We start from the raw sequence: 16981 nt of genomic DNA on the forward strand, positions 1-16981 counted from the left end.
CCGCACACCGGCCGACCGGCCCGCTCCCCGTGAGCAGCCCGGTCGGCCGAATCCCGGCTCAGCGGTTACGCGTCGATCCGCGACCGGTCCAGTGTCGCCGCCGAGCTGGAGATGAACTCCTTGCGGGGCGCCACGTCATTGCCCATGAGCAGGTCGAAGACCTGTTCGGCGGCCTCCAGGTCGGAGAGGTTGATCCGGCGCAGGGTGCGGTGACGCGGGTCCATCGTGGTCTCGGCCAGCTGGTCGGCGTCCATCTCGCCCAGACCCTTGTAGCGCTGGATGGAGTCCTTGTACCGGATGCCCTTGCTCTGGAACTCCATGAGCTTGTCGCGCAGCTCACGGTCCGAGTACGTGTAGACGTACTTGTCCTGGCCCTTCTTCGGCTGGATCAGCTCGATGCGGTGCAGCGGCGGCACCGCGGCGAAGACCCGGCCCGCCTCGACCATCGGCCGCATGTAGCGCTGGAACAGCGTCAGCAGCAGGCACCGGATGTGGGAGCCGTCCACATCGGCGTCGGTCATCATGATGATCTTGCCGTAGCGGGCCGCGTCGATGTCGAAGGTGCGGCCCGATCCGGCTCCTATGACCTGGATGATCGCGCCGCACTCGGCGTTCTTGAGCATGTCGGTCACCGACGACCGCTGCACGTTGAGGATCTTGCCCCGGATCGGCAGCAGCGCCTGGAACTCGGAGTTCCGGGCCAGCTTCGCCGTGCCGAGCGCGGAGTCGCCCTCGACGATGAACAGCTCGCTGCGGTCGACGTCGTCGCTGCGGCAGTCGGCGAGCTTGGCCGGCAGGGACGAGGACTCCAGAGCGGTCTTCCGCCGCTGGGCGTCCTTGTGCTGGCGGGCCGCGACGCGCGTACGGGCGGCAGCCACCGCCTTCTCCAGGACGACCCTGGCCTGGGCGGCGGCGTCACGCTTGGTGGCGGTCAGGAACGCCTTCAGCTCATTGGTGACCACGTTGTTCACGATGCGCCGGGCCGCCGACGTGCCGAGGACCTCCTTGGTCTGCCCCTCGAACTGCGGCTCGGCCAGGCGCACGGTGACGACGGCGGTGAGGCCCTCGAGAGCGTCGTCCTTGACGATGTTGTCCTCGGCCACACGCAGCATCTTCTTGGCGCGCAGGACGTCGTTCAGCGTCTGGGTGATGGCCTGCTCGAAGCCGGTCACGTGGGTGCCGCCCTTGGGGGTGGCGATGATGTTGACGAAGGACCTCAGGGTGGTGTCGTAGCCCGTGCCCCAACGCAGCGCCACATCCACGCCCAGCTCGCGCTTGACCTCGGTGGGGGTCATCTGGCCGTGCTCGTCCAGGACCGGGACGGTCTCCTTGAAGGTGCCCTGGCCCGAGAAGCGGAGGATGTCGCACACCGGCTTGTCGTTGGCCAGGTACTCGCAGAACTCGCTGATGCCGCCGTCGAAGCGGAAGGACTCCTCGCCCTTGCTGCCGCCCTCGCCGAGTCCGAACTCGTCGCGGACGACGATGGTCAGGCCCGGTACCAGGAAGGCGGTCTGCCGGGCGCGCTGGTGCAGCGTCTCCAGGGAGAGCTTGGCGTCCTTCAGGAAGATCTGTCGGTCGGCCCAGTACCGCACGCGCGTGCCGGTACGGGTCCTGGGGATCTTCTTGGCCTTGGCCAGACCGCTCTTGGACTCGAACTTCGCGTCCGGACCGTCTCCTCCGAAGGCCCCCGGCACACCACGGCGGAAGCTGATGGCGTGGGTGTGGCCGCTGCGGTCCACCTCGACGTCGAGTCGGGCGGAGAGCGCGTTGACCACGGAGGCGCCGACGCCGTGCAGACCACCGGAGGCGGCGTAGGAGCCGCCGCCGAACTTGCCGCCGGCGTGGAGCTTGGTCATCACGACCTCGACGCCGGAAAGGCCGGTCTTGGGCTCCACGTCCACGGGGATGCCACGGCCGTTGTCCCGCACCTCCACGGAGCCGTCGTCGTGGAGGATCACGTCAATGTGATCGCAGTAGCCACCGAGGGCTTCGTCCACGGAGTTGTCGATGATCTCCCACAGGCAGTGCATCAGACCGCGGCTGTCGGTCGAGCCGATGTACATGCCCGGGCGCTTGCGCACGGCCTCGAGCCCCTCAAGGACGAGCAGGTGCCGCGCGGTGTAGTTGGAACCGTCCCGGTCTGCTCCTGCCAGCAGCGCTGTGGACGGCACGGACGTATCGGCGGTCACGCGGTTCGCTCCTCGCTGAATTTCAGGTGACCCCCTTCTGGGTAAGGGGGCGGCTTCGGTTGCCGCTCAGAGGGTACCGAGGCCTGGTAGAGCCGTTGTAACGCCACCCTCGTCGGGAACTCAGCCTAGTCCAGGCTCGCATGCATGTTCGATCCCTCGATGGAGTGAAGTACATATCACGTTCCCTTGGAGGCATGAACCATTTAGGCTCCGGGCACGTCCTCATGAACAACCGGCAACCCGGCCGGGAGGACGTGAACCCAAGACAGCGCGAAACCGTAAAGCACATAAGACACGCACTACGGCACATTCGCCGCCAACCGGCAGCAGACAGCCGCCCCGGAAGATTTTTTCGAGGAAAAGCCACGAGCGGGAACGTTTTCGGGCTGGTTGGATGTTGACCCTGGTACGACAGCTCGTCGAGCTAGAGAAGAGGCGACGTGACTACTGTTCTGACCCCCGCGAGCCCGCTGACGGCCGCCGATCGCTGCGACCGCTGCGGCGCCCAGGCATACCTGCGCGTTGTGCTGCTCAGCGGCGGAGAACTGCTCTTTTGCGCCCACCACGGGCGCAAGTTCGAGCCGGAACTCAAGAAGATCGCCGCTGAGATACAGGACGAGACGGAGCGGCTGACGACCGTTCCTGGCATCGCTTCCGAAGAAGAGCGCTGAATCTCGCACCACGACGAGCCAGCCCTGGCACAGGCCAGCGCACGGGCGGCCGCTCCTCACCAGGAGCGGCCGCCTGTGCTTCATGGCCCCCTGCAGTCCCTCAGGACCCCCTGTGGGGCCGCTGCGGACCAGCGGCGGCCGGTTTCAGCGCGCGCAGGACGTCGGACACGCGCGTGTAGACACCGGGGCTGCCGGGGCGCCCACAGCCGCTCCCCCAGGACACGAGCCCGATCAGCCGCCCTGAGGCCACCAGAGGGCCCCCGCTGTCGCCCTGACAGGCGTCCGGCCCGCCCGCGACCTCTCCGGCGCAGAGCATGGAGTCGGCCCGGTAGACGCCGTCCAGGCCGCCCGGGTAGGCACGAGCGCAGAGATCGTCCGCGAGCACGCGCACGCGTGCGGCGTGGAGCCGGTGCGCATAGGTGCCGCCGCCGGTCGTGTCGCCCCATCCGGAGACCATGGCCTGCGTCCCCGCCGCGTACGCCGGGTCGCCGGTCGGCGCCATGGCCACGACGGCGCTCTGCGGCAGCGGCGCGGCGAGCGTGAGCACGGCGAAGTCGCCGGAGTTGGTCACGGCGTCGTAGTGCGGATTCACCCGGGCGTCCTTCAGGGCGATCTCCTCGCCCTCACCCGACAGCAGGTCCGTGCGGCCCGCGATGACCTTGAGGTCGCGCATCTGGTTCGCAGGCGCCCCCAGGACCTCCTCGGCCACGCAGTGGGCCGCGGTGAGCACGGTGGTCCGGCTGACCGCCACCCCGCCGCAGAACTGCCCGGCGCGCGTACCCCCGAACCGGTCACGGCTGGACAGCGCCACGGTCCACGGGGCCTGGGAAATCTCTATCGGAAAACCCCCTACGACCACGCTGTCGGCGGCCGCCGGGGCCGCTCCCATCAGGGGTATGGCGGTCATGGTGGCCGCCAGGGCCAGGGGCCGGATCAGTGCCCGGGCAATGGAACGGCGCATGCCTGCTCCTCACTCTGGGGTGGTACTGGGACACCCAGAGTCATTCAGGACACTGCTGCGCGCAGCACGAAGGCCCGGCTCCCACGAGGGGAGCCGGGCCTTCGCCGTCGTACTACCGGGACCTAGTCGAGGTAGTCGCGCAGTACCTGCGAACGCGACGGGTGGCGCAGCTTCGACATGGTCTTGGACTCGATCTGACGGATGCGCTCACGCGTCACGCCGTACACCTTGCCGATCTCGTCGAGGGTCTTCGGCTGACCGTCGGTGAGACCGAAACGCATGGAGACGACGCCGGCCTCGCGCTCGGACAGGGTGTCCAGGACGGAGTGCAGCTGCTCCTGCAGAAGCGTGAAGCTGACGGCGTCGGCGGGGACGACGGCCTCGGAGTCCTCGATGAGGTCACCGAACTCGCTGTCACCGTCCTCACCCAGCGGGGTGTGGAGCGAGATGGGCTCGCGGCCGTACTTCTGGACCTCGATGACCTTCTCCGGGGTCATGTCGAGTTCCTTGGCCAGCTCCTCCGGGGTGGGCTCGCGGCCCAGGTCCTGGAGCATCTGGCGCTGCACACGCGCGAGCTTGTTGATGACCTCGACCATGTGCACCGGGATGCGGATGGTGCGGGCCTGGTCGGCCATGGCGCGGGTGATCGCCTGACGGATCCACCAGGTGGCGTACGTGGAGAACTTGTAGCCCTTGGTGTAGTCGAACTTCTCCACCGCGCGGATCAGACCGAGGTTGCCCTCCTGGATGAGGTCCAGGAAGAGCATGCCGCGGCCGGTGTACCGCTTGGCCAGGGAGACCACCAGACGGAGGTTGGCCTCCAGGAGGTGGTTCTTGGCGCGGCGGCCGTCCTCGGCGATGATCTCCAGCTCGCGCTTCAGCTTCGGGGCGAGCTTGTCGGCGTTCGCCAGCTTGTCCTCGGCGAACAGACCCGCCTCGATGCGCTTGGCCAGCTCGACCTCCTGCTCGGCGTTGAGCAGGGGGACCTTGCCGATCTGCTTGAGGTAGTCCTTGACCGGGTCGGCGGTGGCACCGGCTGCGGCGACCTGCTGGGCGGGAGCGTCGTCCTCGTCCTCGTCGGAGAGTACGAAGCCGGCGCTCTCGGTGCCCTCGGGCTCGTCGGCGACCTTGGTGTCCTCGAGGACCTCGTCCTCGGTCAGCTCGACGTCGTCCGACTTGGCCGCGGTCTTCTTGGCGGCCGTCTTCTTGGCGACGGTCTTCTTCGCGGCCGCCTTCTTGGCGGTCGTCTTCTTGGCTGCTGCTGCCTTCTTGGCGGGTGCGACTTCCTCGGCGGGATCGTCGACTGCCGGGGCGGCGGGCACGGCCGGAGCGGCCGTGGTGGCGGTGGCCTTCCTGGTGGTCACCGTCTTCGCCGCGACCGTCTTGGTGGCGGTGCGCTTCGCCGGGCTCTTCGCTGCGACGCTCTTTCGGGTGCGCTTGGGCTCTGCTGCACTGACCATCAGCGTCACACCCTCTTCCTCAAGGATCTGGTTGAGGCTGCGCAGTACGTTCTTCCACTGAGTGGCCGGAATCTGGTCAGCTTCGAAGGCCCGACGCACATCGTCGCCGGCGATCTGCCCCTCAGCCTTTCCCCGCTCAATGAGCGCCATGACAGAGATGGACTCGGCGATCTCCGGCGGGAGCGTACGGGATGTGCTGGCCGACACGAACAACCTCTCGGAACGTTGGAAAACGGCTTCCGGCCCCGTCCACAGTGGACAGGAGCCGACCACCGGCCTGGGGATGGGCCGACGGAGCGGGCGGGGGCCGGGAAGATGCACAGCGCCTGTGATGGCGTCCGTATTCCCTTCGCGGCTGTCACCTCTTAGGTCATCGCGCTGCTCCCGCGAGCGTTACGCCCAATCTGCGTGGCCCGAGTCACACCCCGTAAGCGGTCAAAAACGGTCAGACATGGACAGAGGGGATCACTGATGTGTCGACCGGAACCACTTTGCCAACATGGGCGGCCCGCCGCGCCGCCGGGCCCCGCCGGACCTCCAAGGATCCGGCGAGGTCCGGCGACGGCCGGTTCCCAGGCCCGGCACCGCCACGAGAACCACGAGAACGCGGCACACTGGCGACCGCACCGCCTTCGGTACGGGTCAGTGCTCGCGCGGGGCGGGAACCACGCGCTCCACCTCAGGGTGGACGGTGAGCAGTTGACGCATGGCCGCCTCCGCCGCCGCGCCGTCGCCGGTGCCGAGCGCGTCGACGATCCGCGCGTGCAGCGCGAGGGAGGCCTCGTTCGGCCGGTCACAGCCCGTGACCGGTCCACCGGAGACCTGGAGGGCGGCCGAGACGATCCCGGAGAGGTGCTCCAGCATGCGGTTGCCCGCGATCTGGATGAGCAGCGCGTGGAACTCCGTGTCGGCGCGCGAGAAGGTCAGCGCGTCGCCCTGCGCCATGGCGTGGCTCATGATCTCGACCATGTCCGACAGGCGCTGCTGCACCTCCTCGCGTCCGTGCCCGGCGGCGAGGCGGGCGGCGAGCGGCTCGATCGTCCAGCGCAGCTCGCTCAGCTCGCGGCGCTGGTCGTCGCGCTGCGGCCCGAAGGCCCGCCACTCGATGATGTCCGGGTCGAGGAGGTTCCAGTCGCTGACGGGACGCACGCGCGTGCCGACGTTCGGGCGGGCGCTGACGAGGCCCTTGGCCTCCAGGACGCGGAGGGACTCGCGGACGACGGTACGGGAGACCTCGAAGCGCTGGCCGATCTCCTCGGGCACCAGCGGGCGGTCCGCCCCCAGGTCCCCGGAGACGATCATCTGACCCAGCTGCTGGACGAGTTGGCCGTGCAGTCCGCGTCCGCGGCTGCCGGTGGCGCGCCGACCTACGCGGCCCAGCTCGGGGTCGGCTCCGTCCCAGGCGGGCGCTCCGACACGGTCGGCCACCGGGGCCTCGGTGTAGGGGTAGCGGTCGAGATCGCCCGGGCCGGTCAGACCAGAGTCTGCGGAGCGGGCGGCGGTCATCATGGTGTGCGCAAGGGTACTCACGGATCCTTTGTCGGCGCCGCCTCCAACTCCCTTGAGGTCTTTGGTGAAAAGCACACGAAAGGGTGATCGCTCACCCCGTCGCAATTGACGCCTTATCGGAAAGAAACGGGCTTTCTCCGGGGAGTTGTGGGCACAGCAGGACCGCAAGCGTACGGACGGTGGTCATCGGGCCCTGGAGCGCAGCGTCGTGACCAGATACGCGCAGAGCAGTGCGGCCAGCGACAACGTCAGTGCGCCACCCACGGGTTGGGCGAGAACCCGGGCCGTGGCGAGCAGATACCGCTCCCCTCCGAAGGGCCAATCCAGCAGAAAGACCTCCCGCATCCGCACCGGGAAGCCGGCCGCCATCCGCACGGCGCGACCCTGCAGCGCCTTGTGCACGGCGGGGACGACGAGGACGGGTACGGCGAGGACCGCGGCGAGGCCCGCCGTGGTGGACCGGAAGACACCGGCCGCCAGGACACCGGCCCATGCGCAGCCGATGACCAGTCCGAGCCAACTCGCACTCATCGAGAGCCAGTCCGAGGGAACTTGTGTCAGCTCCCGTCCGTAGACGAGATAGAGCATTTCGGCGTTGCAGCCCACGGTGAGGAAGGCCAGCATCAGGGCGGTGGCTCCGGAGACGAGGAGTTTCGCGGTGAGCAGCCCCAGCCGGCGGGGCACGGTCCCGCGGTCCGCCGCCAGTGCGGGGTGGCGGAACTCGTCTCCGAAGGCCAGCGCACCGAGCAGTCCCGCCGCGAGCGCCGTGGGCGGCAGCGGCAGTTCCCGCGGCCACGCCGCGAACAGTCGCGCCTGCGGGGTGTGGCCGAGCCGCGCCAGGAGTACGGCGGTGAGCGCGGACACCACCAGCACGGCCCCGCAGGTGAGGAATCCGGTGCCGATTCCGGTGGCGCGCCGGAGTTCGTAACGCAGGGGGCGTAGGGGGCTGCGGGCGGGTCGGACGGAGATGGGGGGCGGGAGGGAGGACAAAGCGTCGCGAGCGGGGATGGAGTCGGCATGCGAGCGTGCCGGGTGCCCGGCATGACCGGCCTGCCCGGCCCGGGCTTGGGGACTGCCGGAATTCCGCACGTCTGAATTCCGGTCGTCTGGATTCCGGGCATCTGGGTTCCGGACTTCTGGGTTCCGGACTTCTGGGTTCCGAGCGTCTGGATTCCGAGCGCCGGGGACGGTCGCGCCGACCGCCAGCGTGCCGACCGCGGCTGTGCTCGCGGTGTCGGCTTCTGCTCCCGGGTCCGTGGAGGACTCCGAGGAGTCGGCCTCGAGTGCGGCCGCGAGGGGGCGGGTGTCGGCGGCGATCGCAGGCGCGCCGGCAGGAGCGGCCGCCTCGGCACCGCCGCCCACCCCGTCCACAGCGGCGGAGGCCGCACCCGGGGACGTGAGGTCGGCTCCAGGAGCAGCACCAAGGGACGTACGGCCGGTTCCGGAGACGGTGTCGGCTTGCGCCAGCCCATCGGCCGGGATGCCGTCGGCGATCCTCGTGTGGCCCGGCAAGGAGCTGTGGGCGTGAACTCCCCCGAGCGACGACCACTCGTCGCCGACGCCCTCCTCCGACTCCGGCTCCGACTCCGACTCCGACGTCGAGACGCTGGACACCACCCGCTCCTGCTCCGCGGACGCGGGACCGGACGCTGCCAGCGCAGGCGGAGCAGCCCGCTCCTCCGACGACGAGCCGGACACGGCTTCTGCCCCGCCCTCCGGCGAGCGGTCCGCCACGGTCTGTTCCGGCCCGGCCGCCACCTCCTCATCACCCGCTCTCACCGCGCCCCCGGCTCCGGCTTCCGCACTCGGCCCCATGTCCCCGACTTCGTCGGCGAGTTGGTGGACGAGGATGCCGTGCCGGAACGCGGTCTCGCCGATGTCGGCGGTCGTACTGCCGTACACGGAGAGGCGGTTGCCGCCCTCCCGCACGACCTCGACGGACCGCTGGTCGGTACGGGCCTCCTTGGTGAGCGCGGCCGCGAGACGGGCGGCGTGGGGACTGCGGACGGCCACGCGCGGACGCAGCCGCGTGCGGGCGAATGCTCTTGCCTCCTGGTCGGCGACGATCCTGCCGCCGTCGAGGGTGACTACCCGGTCGGCCTCGCGTGCGGCTTCCTTGGAGTCGGCAGTCGTGAACAGCACCGTGCCGCCCTGGGTCGCGTGCGCGCGCAGCATGCCGTGCAGCCAGCGCGCCTCGCGGGCGGAGAGGCCGTCGGCGGGGTCGTCCAGGACGAGCGTGTGCGGGTCGGGCAGGAGGGCGCAGGCCAGTCCGAGTCTGCGATCCATGCCGCGCGACAGGGTGCCTAGGCGTTCCTCGCGGAGGCTGACGAGACCCACGACCTCGAGGACTTCATCGGCGCGCCGGACGGGAACTCCCGCCGCCGCGCACAGCATGCGCAGATGCCCGCGGACCGAGCGGGCCGGATGACCGGGTACGTCGCCGAGGAGCACGCCGACTTCCCGCGACGGGTGGGCGATCTGATGCAGGGGCCGACCCCTGAAGTAGGTGATGCCGCGGCCCTGTTGGAGTTCGAGCATCAGTCTGAGCGCCGTCGTCTTGCCCGCGCCCTCCGCCCCGAGGAGCACGGTGACACGGCCGGCGTGCGCCTCGAGGGAGACGTCGTCGACGGCGGGCGGGTGACCCTTGCGGGGGTTGCTGGTCAGTCCGAAAGCCTGGATCACCTGCAGCAAGATAGCGCGGGATGTCTGGTTTTTCGGGTATCGCCTGATCTGTTCCTAGGTGGCGCGCAAGTCGAAGGGGACTTTTGTCCTCCATTCGATGGATTGGATGGATTCGGTGGATTCGGTGGATCAGACCTCAGGACGGAGCATCGGAGGGTTGAGCAAGGTGGCGCCGCCGGCCCGGAAGAGCTGGGCCGGCCGCCCGCCCTGGCGGGTTGTCGTACCGCCCGTCGGAACCAGGAATCCCGGCGTTCCGGTGACCTTGCGGTGGAAGTTGCGCGGATCGAGGGCCACGCCCCACACGGCCTCGTAGACCCGGCGCAGCTCGCCGACGGTGAACTCGGGCGTGCAGAACGCGGTGGCCAGCGACGAGTACTCGATCTTGGAGCGGGCCCGCTCGACCCCGTCGGCGAGGATCTGGGCGTGGTCGAAGGCGAGCGGTGCCACGGGTTCGCCATCGCGACCGTATCCGCCCTGCTGGAGCAGCTCCTCGACCGGCGCCCAGCGCGCGTTGCTCGCGTCGCCGCCGGCCCGGGGCGCGGGCAGGTCCGGGGCGAGGGCGAGGTGCGCGACGCTGACAACCCGCATCCGGGGGTCCCGCTTCGGGTCGCCGTAGGTGGCGAGCTGTTCCAGGTGGGCGCCGTTGTCCTGAGCCGGAGCCGAGGGATCGTGGGCGCGCAGCCCGGTCTCCTCGGCCAGCTCACGCGCTGCCGCCTGGGACAGGTCCTCGTCGGCCCGTACGAAGCCGCCGGGCAGCGCCCAGCGCCCCTGGAACGGCGGCTCGCCCCTGCGTACCGCCAACGCGCACAGGGCATGGCGGCGCACGGTCAGCACGACCAGGTCCACGGTGACGGCGAAGGGCGGAAAGGCTGACGGGTCGTAGGGCATGCGGCGATCATAGTCGTCTGCCTGACGATAAACACTCCCTTCGTCGACCGCGCAGGTGGCGGATCCGCTTCGTTCCGGTATGGGGTGCAGGGCGGGCTCCCGTGCGTCGATCCTGTGGCGTCGTACGAGGTCACACTCCTAGTTGCAGGCCGTCCGCCGCCTCCTCGACCATGGCGAGTCCCAGTCGGCTGACCCGCACGGCGAAGGGAGCGCCCGCGACGCGAAACCCCGTCAGACCGATCTCACCGAGCGGAGCGCTCTGCACCGGGCGCAGGGTGACGGTGCGGGCGGGGGCGTCGGGCCGGATGCCCGCGAGCGCGGTGAGGACCAGGACCGCGGAGGCCGCGGCGGTGGCCGCCGGGCGGCAGGCCGCCGGGTGCGGGAGGGGGGCGCTCCCGGCAGAGCGCTGCTCCCCCGCGAACATCTCCGGCAGCCGGTGGCCGAAGTGCTCCGCTGCCGCCAGCAGCCCCCTCAGCAGGCCGCTCGCCTCCTTCTCGTAACCGGCGGCGGCCAGTCCGGCGACGGCGAGCGCGGTCTCGTGGACCCGCACGGCTCCGGTCCGGTGGCCGAACGGATTGTGTCCGGCCTCCTTTGCGCCGAGGCCGCGCAGCCCCCAGCCCGCGTCCATCGCCGGGCCGCCGAGCAGCCGGGCGAGCTGTTCGGTCTGCACCTTGTCGAGCAGGCCGGGGGCGAGCCGGCCGGCGCCGAGCAGGCCGGTGTCGAGCAGGTGCACGGCGGCGGAGCCGAGGTGCGGGAGGGGCCGGCCGTCCGGCGCCAGGGCCGCAGCCGGGCGTCCGCCGCCGCGGTCCTCGACCCAGAAGCCCGTGCGGAACGCGTTCCGCGCGGCCTGGGCCCACTGTCTTAACTCCGAGCCCCCTGGCCTGCCGTATGCGTCGAGGAGATCGGCGCCGAGCAGAGCGGCGCGGTGTGCGTGGGCCTGCGTCTCGCAGCGGACCGGGCCTCCCGGCTGCGGGTCGGGGAGGTGGGTTCCGTCTCCGACGGTGGTCCGCAGCCAGGTCAGGCAGCGCTCGGCGGCGGGCAGCAGTTCCTGTGTCTCCTGCTCGGGGAGCCCCCAGCGACGGGCCTCGGCGAGCAGGACGGGGAAGAGAAGCGTGGCCTCGGTGCCCGTGCACGCCGGCGGGAGGAGCGCGCCGGCGTCGCGTCGCGGACCGGGGATCAGGCCGGCCTGTGGGCCCGGGCCCGGATGCTGCGTGCGGGCGAGGGCGCGCAGCGTGCCCGCGGCGAGCCGGGTGCCGAGGGGCAGCGCCATCCGAGCCGCGGCGAGCGCCTCGGCCGGTGCCATGCCGCAGCGCCATGGTGCGCCCGCCGCCAGGTAGGTGTCGGAAGGGTGCGCGGGGTCGCGCAGCAGCAGGGCCTGGAGGTCGTCGACGGCGGCCCGCAGCAGGGCGGCCACCCGCGGGTCGTCGCCTGCGGCCCTGGCGGGCGCGAAGGGGCTCGTCGCGGCCTGGCCCACGGCGCGCAGCGGTCCGGCCCCGTCCGGGCGTACCCGTAGCTCCACGCCTGCCGTTCCGCCCGGAGACAGTTCCAGTTCCCAGCGCAGCAGTCCGGCGGAGGCCAGTGCGTCGGCGGGCGGAGGGTGCGCGGTGACGCTGGCGCCGCCGGCCGAGGACCAGCGCAGGCCCGAGTCGTGGACGCTGGCCGGGAGTTCGGGGCCTGCCCTGCCGGAGGCGACGGCGCCGAGGTCCGCCAGGTCCGTGCCGAGGGAGACCTCGAGCGGGAGGCGGAGGGGGCGTGGGCCGGCGTTGTGGAGCGTGATGCGTTCGGTTCCGTCGGCGTTGCGGGTCCGCTCGACGACGACGTCGGGATCCGGACCCGCCCCCGGGGAGACACGCAGGGTCCCGACGAAGCGAGCCTGGTCGGCCCCGGTCATCCTGGCCTGCACCGCGAGCGGTTCGCGCCCGGCGATGCGGATCTGGCACCGCGAGAGCAGGCGCCGGCCGCCCCGGTAGAACCCCTCCAGCCCCCGGCCGGTCAGCTGTCCCTGCTCGCCGGAGATGGCGAGGCCCGGCAGAGCGACGCAGATCAGGGCGGTGTGTGTGGGCGGCAGGTCGGGGGCCGGCCGGGGCGTCGGGTGCGGCGTGCGCGGGGAAGCGCCGGGCGCCGATGCGGTGGTGGGGCGGCGCGGCCGGCTCGTGGGTTGCGCCGAGGCCTGGGGCCGATCGTCGACGGCTGGCGCGATCGGAGACGTACCCGGGGGCGACGGTGGCTTGGGGTCCCGGATGACCGGTGCGGTGTTCCCGGCACCGGACCGTGGGAAGAGGCTGCGCCGGGCCCCGGGCGGGCGGTTGTCGTCGGCGGCTGAGGGCCGAGTCGGCTGCTGCTGCATGCGGTGGCTTCTTCTCCGCTCGGTGCGCCTCGGACGTTCTGGGCGCGGGGTGGGGCACCCGTAGGGACAAGGGTCGTACGGCGGCACGGCCCGACCAGGCGTTCCGCCACTCAGGTGAACGGGCAGGGACTCCTCCTGGTCACGCCTCACATCGGGCAAGCCGGCCCGACGACGGCGTGGCGGGAGGGATCCCACGGAGGCACCTGTGCGGAAGAGGGGGCTCATCCTCCGTCGCTGCGTCCCGGCGCTCATCCGTCCCCTTCGGTCTCCCGCTGGCCGGTCGCCGCCGCGGTGTCGCGGCTGCTGCCCTCACCTGCACGGGCGCGCATGCCGTCCGGCTTGGCGCTGCCCGGACGCGAAGGTCCGCCGGCCGGCGATTGAGGGTGGGAGCCGCCCGACCGCCGCCGTGCGTCCTCCCCTCGCGACGGCCGAGACCTGCCGTCTCCGCCCTCCGCGGCCCGCGTTCGGCGACGGCGCCGAGGACCACCGGTCCGCGAGGCACGGTCACCATCGCGACCGTCTGTCCGAGCGGGTGCTCCAGGGTCTGCGACGACCGCGTCCGAAGGCGTACCCGGGGCTGCTTCCTCTGCCTGATCCGTCTGCTCCGCGCGCTCCGTGCGGGCACGCCCCGCGCGTTCCGCACGCAGGCAGCGGCGGACCGACTCGGGGTCGAGTCCTTCGTTGCAGGCCTGGTGCAGGAGGCGGGCGAAGAGGTAGTCGGGGTCCGCGCCCAGTGCCATCGCGAGGGCCTCCCGGGCCTCCAGCTCGTCTCCGGTGGACCAGGCGACCCAGCCCGCCAGGGTCAGCGGGGCGGCAGCGTGCTCGCCGTACGGCCCGACGCAGCGACGGGCCAGTGCGCGCCAGAGCCGCAGAGCCGGACCGGCCTCGTCGCCCTCCATCCACGCGGCCGCCTGGTCGCGGGTGGTGCGGTCCTGGAGCCCGAGGATCAGCGTCGCCGCCTCGTCGTGGGTGAGCAGTTCGTCGTCGCGTAGGTCCGCCGGGTGCGTGCCGGACACCGGCGCCGCCGCGGCGAACCTGTGAATGATCCGCTCGGCCAGGTCGAGGGTCTCCTCCGCCACACTCTGCCGGGCCGCGTCGTCCAGGATGCGGGGCACCAGGGACATGCCGGCCGCGTCCAGGGCGATCTCCTGCTCCAGGGCGGCACTGGTCTCCCAGGGCAGCAGCCTGGCCCGGAACTCACGGAGCGTGCCCCGCACCTGGATCCCCGCGTAGGTGGCCGCGGCGGCCAGCACCGAGGTGCCGGGCAGGCCCATCGGCGTTCCGTCATCGGGGCAGCATCCCTCGACCGCGCAGCTGTACGACCAGAACCGGCCGTCCGAGATGCACAGTGCCTCGACCACCGGCGCGTCGAGGTCACCGCACTGGGTGCGCAGCAGTTCGACGAGCGGCTGGAGGCGGAGCATCACGTCCCGGCCCGTCTCGCCCTGGCCCGGTTCCCGGCAGACGTAGGCGACCATCTGCTCGGGCCGCTTACCGCGTCGCTCGCTGCTGGTCACCAAGCCCCGGACCAGCTGCTGTACGGCCTCCTTCCAGTCGTCCGCGCCTGCGGGGATGCCCAGCCTGGCCCGGCCGCCGAACCTGCCGCGGCCTCCCCGGTCGTGCAGGGCGACCAGCACGATGCTGTCCTCGGGTCGGTACCCGAGGAGGTAGGGCAGGGCGTCGGCCAACTCGGCCGGGGTGCGCAGGGTGACCTGGGTGTCGTGCGCGGACGGCTCGTCCAGCGGCTCTCGTCCCGCGATGTCGCCGTTTTCGAAGGGTCCAGTCGTTTCGCTATGATTCGTCATGCGCAGACGATCTCGCGGATCCCGAAATTCCGGTTGAGCCTGTGGATAACTCGAATCAGGGACACGACAAGGACGGCCCCGGCCTTCGGTGCTCCATCCATAGCGGGACCGTCACGGTCGTCCGCTCACGACCGGCGGCCGCCCGATTGTCAGTCCCGTCCTGTTGTATGGGACGCATGGAGCACACGAGCAACGCGGACCTCCGGGCACAGGCCGACGCCGTCCTCGCCCGGCTCGTCGGGGACGCCACGGGCACGGCCCGGCTGCGCGAGGATCAGTGGCGGGCGATCGAGGCGCTGGTCGCCGACCGGCGCCGGGCCCTGGTCGTACAGCGCACAGGGTGGGGCAAGTCCGCGGTGTACTTCGTGGCGACCTCGCTGCTGCGGGCCAGAGGCGGCGGACCCACGGTGATCGTCTCCCCGCTGCTCGCGCTCATGCGCAACCAGGTGGACGCCGCGGCCCGCGCCGGTATCCAGGCCCGGACCATCAACTCCTCCAACACCGAGGAATGGGAGGCCGTCCAGGCCGAGATCGAGGCCGGCGAGGTCGACGTACTGCTCGTCAGCCCGGAGCGCCTGAACAACCCCGACTTCCGCGACCAGGTCCTGCCCAAGCTCTCCGCGGCGACGGGACTGCTCGTCGTGGACGAGGCCCACTGCATCTCCGACTGGGGCCACGACTTCCGCCCGGACTACCGCCGGCTGCGCACCATGCTCGCCGACCTCCCGCCCGGTGTCCCGGTGCTGGCCACCACCGCCACGGCCAACGCGCGCGTGACCGCCGACGTCGCCGAGCAGCTCGGTACCGGCGGCGCCTCGGACGCCCTGGTGCTGCGCGGGCCGCTGGACCGGGAGAGCCTGAGTCTCGGTGTGCTGCGGCTGCCCGACGCCGCGCACCGGATGGCCTGGCTCGCCGATCACCTCGACGACCTGCCGGGGTCCGGCATCGTCTACACCCTCACCGTGGCCGCCGCCGAGGAGGTCACCGCCTTCCTGCGGCAGCGCGGACACGCCGTCGCCTCGTACACGGGCAGGACGGAGAACGCCGACCGGCAGCAGGCCGAGGACGATCTGCTCGCCAACCGGGTCAAGGCGCTGGTCGCCACCTCCGCGCTCGGCATGGGCTTCGACAAGCCGGACCTCGGATTCGTCGTGCACCTCGGCTCGCCGTCCTCCCCCATCGCCTACTACCAGCAGGTCGGCCGCGCGGGCCGTGGCGTGGAGCACGCCGAGGTGCTGCTGCTGCCGGGGCGCGAGGACGAGGCGATCTGGGAGTACTTCACGTCGCTCGCCTTCCCCTCCGAGGATCTGGTGCGCCGCACGCTGGACGTCCTCGCCCGGGCGGACCGGCCCCTGTCGCTGCCGGCGCTGGAACCCCTGGTGGAACTGCGTCGTTCCCGGCTGGAGACGATGCTGAAGGTCCTCGACGTGGACGGAGCGGTCAACCGCGTCAAGGGCGGCTGGACCGCGACCGGGCAGCCATGGTCGTACGACGCCGAGCGTTACGACTGGGTGGCACGGCAGCGCAAGGCCGAGCAGCAGGCGATGCGCGAGTACGCGTCCACCACCGACTGCCGGATGGAGTTCCTCCAGCGCCAGCTGGACGACGAGGGCGCCAAGCCCTGCGGTCGCTGCGACAACTGCGCGGGGCCGCGCTACACCGTCGACACGTCCACGGCGGCCCTGGACGCCGCGCGCGTCGACCTGGGCCGTGCCGGGGTCGAGGTGGAGCCCCGCCGCATGTGGCCGACCGGCCTCCCGGCGATCGGCATCGACCTCAAGGGACGTATTCCGGTCGGTGAACAGGCCTCGTCCGGGCGGGCTCTGGGTCGGTTGTCGGACATCGGCTGGGGCAACCGGCTGCGGCCCCTGTTCGGTCCCCAGGCCTCGGACGCGCCCGTGCCGGACGACGTGGCGCGAGCCGTGGTGGAGGTGCTGGCCGACTGGGCGAAGGGCCCCGGCGGCTGGGCCTCCGGTGCGGCCGGCGACCAGCCCCGGCCCGTGGGTGTGGTCACCGTCGCCTCACGCACCCGGCCGACGCTGATCCACTCCCTGGGCACCCGCATCGCCGAGATCGGGAGGCTGCCCCTGCTCGGCTCCGTGCAGTACGCCGGTGACGCGTCACGGGTGCCGCGCAGCAACAGTGCCCAGCGTCTGAAGGCCCTCGACGGCTCGCTGACGGTGCCATCCGCCCTCGCCTCCGCGCTCGCGCAGGCCCGCGGTCCGGTCCTGCTGGTGGACGACTTCACGGAGACCGGCTGGACCCTTGCGGTCGCGGCACGTCTGCTCAGAAGGGCCGGGGCCGGCGGGGTGTTGCCCCTGGTGCTGGCCGTCCAGGGCTGACCACCGTGGCGCGTGGTGCGTCGGCGCCCGGCCCGACGCACGCACGTGCCGTGATCGAACGCCACAGGGGTCATCAGGGGCTCTCGTGGGTAGGGATATAAGCCACGCACCACCAGATAACAGCCGG

Annotated in this window: 10 protein-coding genes; 2 read left to right on the forward strand and 8 right to left on the reverse strand. The window is 71.5% G+C overall.

Going from position 1 to position 16981, the window contains the following annotated elements; translation table 11 throughout:
• Positions 1-65: 65 nt before the first annotated feature.
• Positions 66-2189 carry a type IIA DNA topoisomerase subunit B gene (locus CRP49_RS02720; RefSeq protein WP_094216431.1) on the reverse strand — a complete coding sequence of 708 codons (2124 nt, stop codon included), beginning with the start codon at positions 2187-2189 and terminating at the stop codon, positions 66-68.
• A gap of 440 nt (positions 2190-2629) precedes the next feature.
• On the opposite strand from CRP49_RS02720, the gene CRP49_RS02725 reads away from it, so the two are divergent.
• A complete protein-coding gene (locus tag CRP49_RS02725) occupies positions 2630-2860 on the forward strand; it encodes a hypothetical protein (RefSeq protein ID WP_067133002.1) in 231 nt (76 codons plus the stop codon).
• Positions 2861-2960: 100 nt separating this feature from the next.
• Here CRP49_RS02725 and CRP49_RS02730 read toward each other — a convergent pair whose 3' ends face one another.
• The 7 genes from CRP49_RS02730 to CRP49_RS02760 all read right to left on the reverse strand — a co-directional run bounded on the left by CRP49_RS02730 (position 2961) and on the right by CRP49_RS02760 (position 14512).
• Positions 2961-3821, reverse strand: coding sequence for a serine protease (locus tag CRP49_RS02730; RefSeq protein WP_097251997.1), 861 nt, complete (start codon positions 3819-3821; stop codon positions 2961-2963).
• 122 nt (positions 3822-3943) lie between these two features.
• The gene (locus tag CRP49_RS02735; protein ID WP_097257160.1) at positions 3944-5488 is read right to left on the reverse strand and encodes an RNA polymerase sigma factor; all 1545 of its coding nucleotides are present in this window, start codon (positions 5486-5488) and stop codon (positions 3944-3946) included.
• 435 nt (positions 5489-5923) lie between these two features.
• A complete protein-coding gene (locus tag CRP49_RS02740; protein ID WP_097251998.1) occupies positions 5924-6811 on the reverse strand; it encodes a FadR/GntR family transcriptional regulator in 888 nt (295 codons plus the stop codon).
• Positions 6812-6973: 162 nt separating this feature from the next.
• The gene (locus tag CRP49_RS02745; RefSeq protein ID WP_097257161.1) at positions 6974-9472 is read right to left on the reverse strand and encodes an ATP-binding cassette domain-containing protein; all 2499 of its coding nucleotides are present in this window, start codon (positions 9470-9472) and stop codon (positions 6974-6976) included.
• A gap of 129 nt (positions 9473-9601) precedes the next feature.
• Positions 9602-10360, reverse strand: a complete 759-nt coding sequence (locus tag CRP49_RS02750) for an NUDIX domain-containing protein (protein ID WP_094216435.1) — start codon at positions 10358-10360, stop codon at positions 9602-9604.
• 130 nt (positions 10361-10490) lie between these two features.
• Complete coding sequence (locus CRP49_RS02755; protein WP_257033296.1) at positions 10491-12707, reverse strand: glycogen debranching N-terminal domain-containing protein; 2217 nt, start codon at positions 12705-12707, stop codon at positions 10491-10493.
• Between the two features lie 248 nt (positions 12708-12955).
• Positions 12956-14512, reverse strand: coding sequence for a DUF4192 domain-containing protein (locus CRP49_RS02760; RefSeq protein WP_097251999.1), 1557 nt, complete (start codon positions 14510-14512; stop codon positions 12956-12958).
• 176 nt (positions 14513-14688) lie between these two features.
• On the opposite strand from CRP49_RS02760, the gene CRP49_RS02765 reads away from it, so the two are divergent.
• Complete coding sequence (locus CRP49_RS02765; RefSeq protein WP_097252000.1) at positions 14689-16854, forward strand: RecQ family ATP-dependent DNA helicase; 2166 nt, start codon at positions 14689-14691, stop codon at positions 16852-16854.
• The last annotated feature ends 127 nt before the right edge of the window (positions 16855-16981 follow it).

It is taken from the genome of Streptomyces sp. Ag109_G2-15 (genome assembly GCF_900215565.1).
Lineage (GTDB): Bacteria > Actinomycetota > Actinomycetes > Streptomycetales > Streptomycetaceae > Streptomyces > Streptomyces diastatochromogenes.

Excerpts from the sequence above, each read along its gene's own strand:
- CRP49_RS02755 (WP_257033296.1), bottom strand. The coding sequence starts at position 12,707 with ATGCAGCAGCAGCCGACTCGGCCCTCAGCCGCCGACGACAACCGCCCG.
- CRP49_RS02765 (WP_097252000.1), top strand. The coding sequence starts at position 14,689 with ATGGAGCACACGAGCAACGCGGACCTCCGGGCACAGGCCGACGCCGTC.
- CRP49_RS02750 (WP_094216435.1), bottom strand. The coding sequence starts at position 10,360 with ATGCCCTACGACCCGTCAGCCTTTCCGCCCTTCGCCGTCACCGTGGAC.
- CRP49_RS02730 (WP_097251997.1), bottom strand. The coding sequence starts at position 3,821 with ATGCGCCGTTCCATTGCCCGGGCACTGATCCGGCCCCTGGCCCTGGCG.
- CRP49_RS02760 (WP_097251999.1), bottom strand. The coding sequence starts at position 14,512 with ATGACGAATCATAGCGAAACGACTGGACCCTTCGAAAACGGCGACATC.